Consider the following 6,794-nt stretch of genomic DNA (forward strand, 5'->3'; position numbering starts at 1 on the left):
CATGAAAATCAATTTTAAAATTCGTTTAAAAGCCGCCTTAAAATCCTTCATTAATCCATCTCTATCTATCCCTCCAAAGCCAATTATTCAGCTTCAAGAAGTAGAGCCTTCTAGGGTAATAGATAATCAACTGTTAGCAGGGAAAAATGTTTTGATAACTGGGGCTGGTAAAAATATTGGCAGAAGCATTGCCCTAGAGATGGCTAAACAAGGTGCAAATGTTTTTTTCACTGAAATTGATCGGGAAAGATGTGAAAAATTAGAACAAGAATTAACTAGCTATTCAGTTCAAGTTAAAAGTTTTATTTCAGATATTACAAACAATGAAGATGTAGATGCTTTAAAAACTTTTTTTGTGCAGAGCAATATTACTATTGATATACTGATTAACAATGCAGGTATTCAATTTGAAACAATAGGCATAAAAAATCTAAATTTAGATGAATGGCATAAAACTTTTAATACAAATGTTTTCGGTCCCATGTATCTAACGAAGCTGATCTCAATCATGATGATAGATAAGCAAATTCAGGGAACTATTATATTTATTACTTCTTTACACCAAGAGACACTTGTACGTTGGCTTAGTTATAGTTCTTCAAAAGCTGCCTTAAAAATGATTATAGAAGAATTGGCTATCGACTTAGCAGCCTATGGGATCAGAGTGAACGGAATAGCTCCCGGTTGGGTAGCGGAAGATGACCAGGGAATTCCCCTCCCTCATAAATATACGCCGCTGCATCAAAGTTCAATAAGTCCTCGTTATATTGGTCGAGCGGCTGTTTATTTAGCCTCAGACTATTTTTCTAAATTTACTACGGGAACAGTGTTAAAGATTGATGCAGGACTATCATTATATAATTATCGTGTTAGCCAACATCCATCTCAGTAGAAGAACCATATTATTTTTTATTTTCTTACTTGGATTTGGATTTTTCATAAGTATATTCAGTCAAAATAAAAGAAAAATGTTTTTGATAGAGAAATGGATAAAAACTCTATTAGCTTCTGGTTGTCTAAATGCAAAATCTCAATATTTTAAAACTATTTTCCCTGAAAAAGTAAAGCTCGAACGGGTGGCAACCGGATTTAAATTTACTGAAGGACCCATTTGGTTTGCTGAAGAAAAGTATCTCCTCTTTAGTGATATTCCAGCTAACAAAATCTTTAAACTGACTCCCAGTAGTGACGTAACAGTCTTTAGAGAGACTAGCCATAATTCCAATGGTTTGACTAGAGATAAGCAAGGACGACTCATTGCTTGTGAACACGGAACGCGCCGCGTCACCCGCACCGAAAAAGATGGTTCGATTACCGTCTTAGCTGATAAATTTCAAGGTAATAAACTGAATAGTCCTAATGATATTGTCGTGAAAAGTGACGGTTCTATCTACTTCACAGATCCGCCTTATGGCATCAAACCCGAACAGCAGGAACAACCAATCCAGGGGGTTTACCGCCTCTCGCCTGATGGCAAAGAAATTATAGTCGTAGCCGATGATTTTGATAAACCTAATGGACTAGCATTTTCACCGGATGAAAAAAAGCTTTATATCGACGATTCTGAACGCCGTCATATTCGCGTGTTCGACGTTCAAGCTGACGGTAAACTTGCTAACAGCCGCATTTTTTACAAGATGAATGGTAAGAAACCTGGTTTACCCGATGGGATGAAAGTAGATGTGCAAGGACATCTGTACTGCACAGGTGCAGGAGGCGTGTGGGTTTTCGATCCAGAAGGGAATCATTTGGGAACAATTGTGACTCCGGAGGTGCCAGCGAATTGTGCTTGGGGAGATGATGATTTGCAAAGTCTTTATATTACTGCTGGCACTTCTGTTTACAAAATTCGAGTAAATGTTCCAGGCATCAAAGTGCCTTAATTGATTACCATCGTTTAAAATTTTCAATTACAAAAGATGCGTAAAATGAATCTATATAATAAGGATAGCTGTGACTGGCTTAATTCCGAGCAAAAATTGCTTTTGCGGGCAGCACTGTTGCAGGGAGAAGAGGCAATTGATTCTTGGAATCAATGGAAAGCATCTGCCAATATTGAGAATCTCGATGTAGAATCCTATCGATTGCTGCCTTTACTTTATCGCAACTTATCCGCACATGGCGTGACGGATCTGCATATGGCAAGACTGAAGGGAGTTTACCGACGCACATGGTGTGAAACCCAAGTTTTGTTGCAACAAATCGCAGCTATTATCAGTTGTTTTCAGAATGATGGTATCACAACAATGCTGCTCAAGGATGCAGCTTTGAATATACATTATTACAAAGATTATGGCTCCCGAATGATACATAATTTTGATCTTTTAGTTCATCCAGCAGATGCTTTAGCAGCCATAAGTTCGTTACAAAAAATTGGCTGGAGAGCTAAAGGAAAAATACCAGTTAAAATTACGCCTTTCTCTCATAATCTAGGATTTGAGAATGAATTAAAACAACAGTTTAATCTTCGCTGGCATCTGTTCGCAGATGGTTTTCAAGAAGATGCTGAAAAATATTTTTTGGATAGTGCGATATTAACCAAGCTGGATGACTTATCAACTTATGTTTTAAATCCTACCGATCAGCTATTGTACGTTTGTGTATATGGAGGAATGAGTAATTTTGTTTTTCCAATTAGTCGGCTAGCTGATGCCGCAATACTTCTCAACTCATACCAAGCAGAAATTGATTGGAACCGACTGGTAACTCTGGCACAAAAATATCGCTTAATTTTGCCCATACAAAATATACTGACAAAATTACATAAAATCCTATATTCCCCAATCCCTCTGTCGATTTTACAAGAAGTACAGAGTATACCCGTTTCTAAATTTGAGTGCAGCGAATATCAGCTCACGAGTAGAAAAAGAAAATCATTTTCCGAGGGTTTGATAATGAGATATATACAATATTCAAGAGCAGTAAATACGGATAATTCTAAATTAGAATTTTTAGGTTTTCCCAGATATCTACAATATATCTGGGGTTTAGAACATTTATGGGAAGTTCCATTGCAAGCAATGATTCGGGGTATAAAAAGGCTCGTTTGGTAATCGCGATCGCTTTCACCTGAAAAGAGATGAAGAAAACCAGGGTTGGAAGCGATCGCCATCAATGCACTAGCAGATAACTATAAGCGTCTCCTAAAGCCCTTTACACATTTCCCTACCAGCCGGAAGAGGCAAGTTTCATACATGAGATAGAGCCTAGACACTCCAGAATCTGAGAACTTAAGAACAAATAAAGAAAATTCTCAACAACTGCTTTCTAATAATCATGATTGAAAATCAAATCAAGACAGCAGCATTGCTGGGACTCCTCAGCGGTCTTCTGGTTCTGGGTGGCTATTATCTGGTCGGCAACGAGCAGGGGCTATATTTAGGTCTGGCTTTTGCTGCATTCAGTAGTTTTAGCTCCTGGTACTATTCTGACCAAGCGGCTTTGATGGCGTATCGCGCCCAACCGCTAGAGCGTCAGGAGGCTCCAGAACTCTACGATATGGTAGCTTCTTTAAGCCAAAAGGCGGGGATTCCCATGCCGAAACTGTTTTTAGTGCCAACCAAATCCCCCAATGCTTTTGCAACCGGACGAGATCCGGATCATGCTTCTGTGGCAGTGACTCAAGGGATTATAGAATTACTCTCCCGCGAAGAACTTGAAGGTGTTTTGGCTCACGAACTTACCCACGTCAAAAACCGCGACACTTTAACTCAGGCAGTTGTAGGCACCATCGCTGGAGCGATTACTTTTGTCGGACGGATTCTCACTTTGGGAGCGCTCTACGGCCCTGTCACCCGCGATGACCGCAGAGGTGGAAACGCTTTGGGTGCCTTGTTTCTAATCGTTTTGGCTCCTATTACTGCGGCGCTAATCCAGTTTGCGATTTCCCGCACCAGGGAGTATTCTGCTGACTTGGGTTCGGCTGAAATCACGGGGAATCCTTTGGCGCTTGCCAGTGCGTTGGAGAAGCTTGAGGCAATGGGTCATCAGATTCCGATGAACGGCAATCCCACGATGTCGCCGCTACTGATTGTCAATCCTATCTCGACAAAAGGGTTGCAATCTCTTTTCCGTACCCATCCCCCGACTGAGGATCGGATTCGTCGTCTCGTAGAATTGGCTCAGCAACAAAAGCAACAAAAGCAAATGACTCCAGCGATCGCATAATGTGCAAGCAGTGCTGGTGATGCTTGATTTTAGCCGGTGGTAACGCCGGTTTTTTATTGAATGAGGATGCTAAACCGGAGATGTCTCGCGTTTCGATTATTATTCCCACGCTGAATGAGGCGACGTGCTTGGAACGCACGCTGCGCCAGTTGAATTTGCTAGATCCTCCAGCTTGGGAAGTGCTGGTGGTAGATGGGGGAAGTGACGATGAGACAGTTGCGATCGCCCAGCATATCTTACAAGCGATCGCACCGTTATCTCAAGCTCGCGTCCTCTGTTGTGATGTTCGCGGGCGTTCGGTGCAGATGAACCGAGGCGCAGAGGCGGCGACGGGGGATATCTTGTGCTTTCTGCACGCAGATACTTCGGTTCCAGATGACTTTGTGGCAGTGGTTGAGCAAACTTTAGCCGACCCAGCCGTTGCTGGCGGCGGGTTTATTTCTCTGATGACAGGTTCCCAGACGACACGCTGGGGAGTTTCGCTGCATAATTACCTGAAAACTTACTACGCGCCGCTGCTTTTCCGACCTCGTTTGTTTTTTCAGGGGTTGCGATTGTTATTTGGCGATCAGGTGATGTTTTGTCGTCGCGCCGATTTCTGGAAATGTGGCGGTTTCGATCCAGCATTGCCAATTATGGAGGAAGCGGATTTGTGCCTGAAGCTGGTGCAACGAGGTCGGATTCGTCAAGTAAACCGAGTTGTGCAGAGTAGCGATCGCCGTGTGGCAAAATGGGGTTCGCTGAAGGCTACCGCGATATATCTCTACATCGGCTTTCTTTGGGGTATTGGAGTTGAAGCAACTTACTTGAAAAAGTTTTATGAGGAAATTCGCTAATTCGTTATTAGTTATAGAATCTGTTTAATTTCCCATAGTAAAAGAACCCCACCCCCAACCCCTCCCCGCAAGCGGGGAGGGGAGCCAGAGCCGCAGGCGTTGGCGGGGTGGGGTTCCGGGGAGTGGGTAATTACTGAATTTGATATCAAAGTGCATCTGCTGTCGCTCAACTAACAACTAATAACTCTTTTTTTCATTCAGATTCCAGTCGTAATAGAGATAGGAAATCGGCGTTGAAGCGTCAAGAGGCACGTCGGTTTTTAAATACAAGCGGATGTATTCAGGAATTGAAGGTGCGACTTTCAGTAAATCGCTCTTGTACCACTTGAAAATTTTGCTACAGTAAAGCGTTCCCGTTTGGAAATCGTAGCGAACTTTATCGGGATTATTGATAAAACGGCTGGCGTCATCCTCTAACTGAGTCCGCACCGATTCCGGAAAGTATGCACCGTTTCGCAACAACGGACAACCGATGGATGCACAAACAAGGGCGAAGTGGATGAGGGGTTCGTCAAATTCGCGGCGGAGGATGCCATGTTCGATTTGGTTGAGGCTGTAGCGTTTACCTGCAAAGGAATAGACGGGACGGATGAAGAACAACAGGAAGGCAAGCCAGTTGGGAATTCCTAAAATCTTCGGTCGGATGGAGGGGATGGGATAGCGTTCTAGAACTTGATTGAGCGCGATCGCATTATATAAATTCAGCCACAGCGCTAACCGTTCATCTAGGTTGGGATAATCCCCCAAATCTACTTCCTGCAAGGAATTCAGCCATTGTGAAAGCGCTTGCGATCGCTCTGAAGACCAAGCATGATAATCGACGCGACCTTCTAGATCGACGTATCGGCGCAGTAGCTCATCCCAAACTGTAAAGTCGATCATGGCTCAATACTTTCTCCGAGCGGACAAATCTAACCCCATATTAGAGTTACTCCCAAAACCCGCCAAGAAATAAATTTCTACAGCTTATATCCAAAGTTTTTTTTAATGGACTGAAATCTTTATCTAGTCAGTATGAGACTCCTATGCAAAAGGAATTTGGCTATTAGCCAGAGATTTTTATCTCTGGAGGTATTGCGACTGATGCAAGATGTGTGGTTCCCTATAAGTGAAGGAAGAACAACTAACCTTTCCTCTTCTTTTAGAGGATGTTTTGAAAGGTAGGGTTAGTTGGAAAAAAGCTCACAAAGCGGAAGCTGAAATTGCAAACATTAACACCACGCGCACGCGAATGACTAGCGCATATTAAGCGCAATCTAACGTGTGTTTATCTGGCGATTATCAAAGAATACTCGAAACATCGGAGGCTTTTATCTATATAGCTATTACTCGGATTATAACTGCATAATAAACATTGTCTTTGACTTATTTAAATTTTAAAAAAACCTTTCTTGGTTTGATGTTTAACAATCGCTTAAGTGTTCAATCCTTTATTTTTGGTAATTAATCTATAAAAATAGAAATCATAGCCAAACAATAAGTTTTATTATTAACAATTATTTAAGCGATAAAAAACTGATAAAAACATGGGTTAAGCTATCGAACAGTAAAAGTATCTCCTTGTAAGGGGTTCAAAATTTGCTCTGCTGCAAGGGACAAAAAAACCTTATAGTGCTTCTCGCTTGAGTGAAGCACACTCAAGCCCTAACTTCCAATAGAGTTCCTGGAATCGAGAAGCGGGCTAATTTGAAAGCCTCTCTCTGATTTTAAAGAAAGAGCAAAACTTTACCGTATATACGTGAGAACGGCTATATTATTTTTCTTCTACCTAGAGTGAACCAAAAGAACTAC

General features: G+C 41.9%; 6 protein-coding genes. 5 read left to right on the top strand and 1 reads right to left on the bottom strand.

From position 1 onward, the window contains the following. Position 1: 1 nt before the first annotated feature. The 5 genes from NC994_RS22345 to NC994_RS22365 all read left to right on the top strand — a co-directional run bounded on the left by NC994_RS22345 (position 2) and on the right by NC994_RS22365 (position 5,003). Entirely contained in the window at positions 2–892 is an 891-nt protein-coding gene (locus NC994_RS22345; RefSeq protein WP_190441440.1) for an SDR family oxidoreductase, read from the top strand. 76 nt (positions 893–968) lie between these two features. Next, the gene (locus NC994_RS22350; protein WP_190441455.1) at positions 969–1,883 is read left to right on the top strand and encodes an SMP-30/gluconolactonase/LRE family protein; all 915 of its coding nucleotides are present in this window, start codon (positions 969–971) and stop codon (positions 1,881–1,883) included. Between the two features lie 45 nt (positions 1,884–1,928). Beyond that, entirely contained in the window at positions 1,929–3,053 is a 1,125-nt protein-coding gene (locus NC994_RS22355) for a nucleotidyltransferase family protein (RefSeq protein WP_206753547.1), read from the top strand. 220 nt (positions 3,054–3,273) lie between these two features. Next, positions 3,274–4,167: a M48 family metalloprotease gene (locus tag NC994_RS22360; RefSeq protein WP_190441458.1), complete on the top strand. Its 894-nt coding sequence runs from the start codon at positions 3,274–3,276 to the stop codon at positions 4,165–4,167. 80 nt (positions 4,168–4,247) lie between these two features. Continuing rightward, positions 4,248–5,003, top strand: coding sequence for a TIGR04283 family arsenosugar biosynthesis glycosyltransferase (locus NC994_RS22365; protein WP_190441446.1), 756 nt, complete (start codon positions 4,248–4,250; stop codon positions 5,001–5,003). A gap of 177 nt (positions 5,004–5,180) precedes the next feature. On the opposite strand, the gene NC994_RS22370 is transcribed toward NC994_RS22365, so the two are convergent. Beyond that, positions 5,181–5,885 (bottom strand): DUF547 domain-containing protein, encoded by a 705-nt coding sequence (locus NC994_RS22370; RefSeq protein ID WP_190441448.1) that lies wholly within the window; start codon positions 5,883–5,885, stop codon positions 5,181–5,183. Between the last annotated feature and the right edge of the window lie 909 nt (positions 5,886–6,794).

Source organism: Trichocoleus sp. AS-A1, assembly GCF_039962015.1.
Classification (GTDB): Bacteria; Cyanobacteriota; Cyanobacteriia; order Cyanobacteriales; family FACHB-T130; genus FACHB-T130.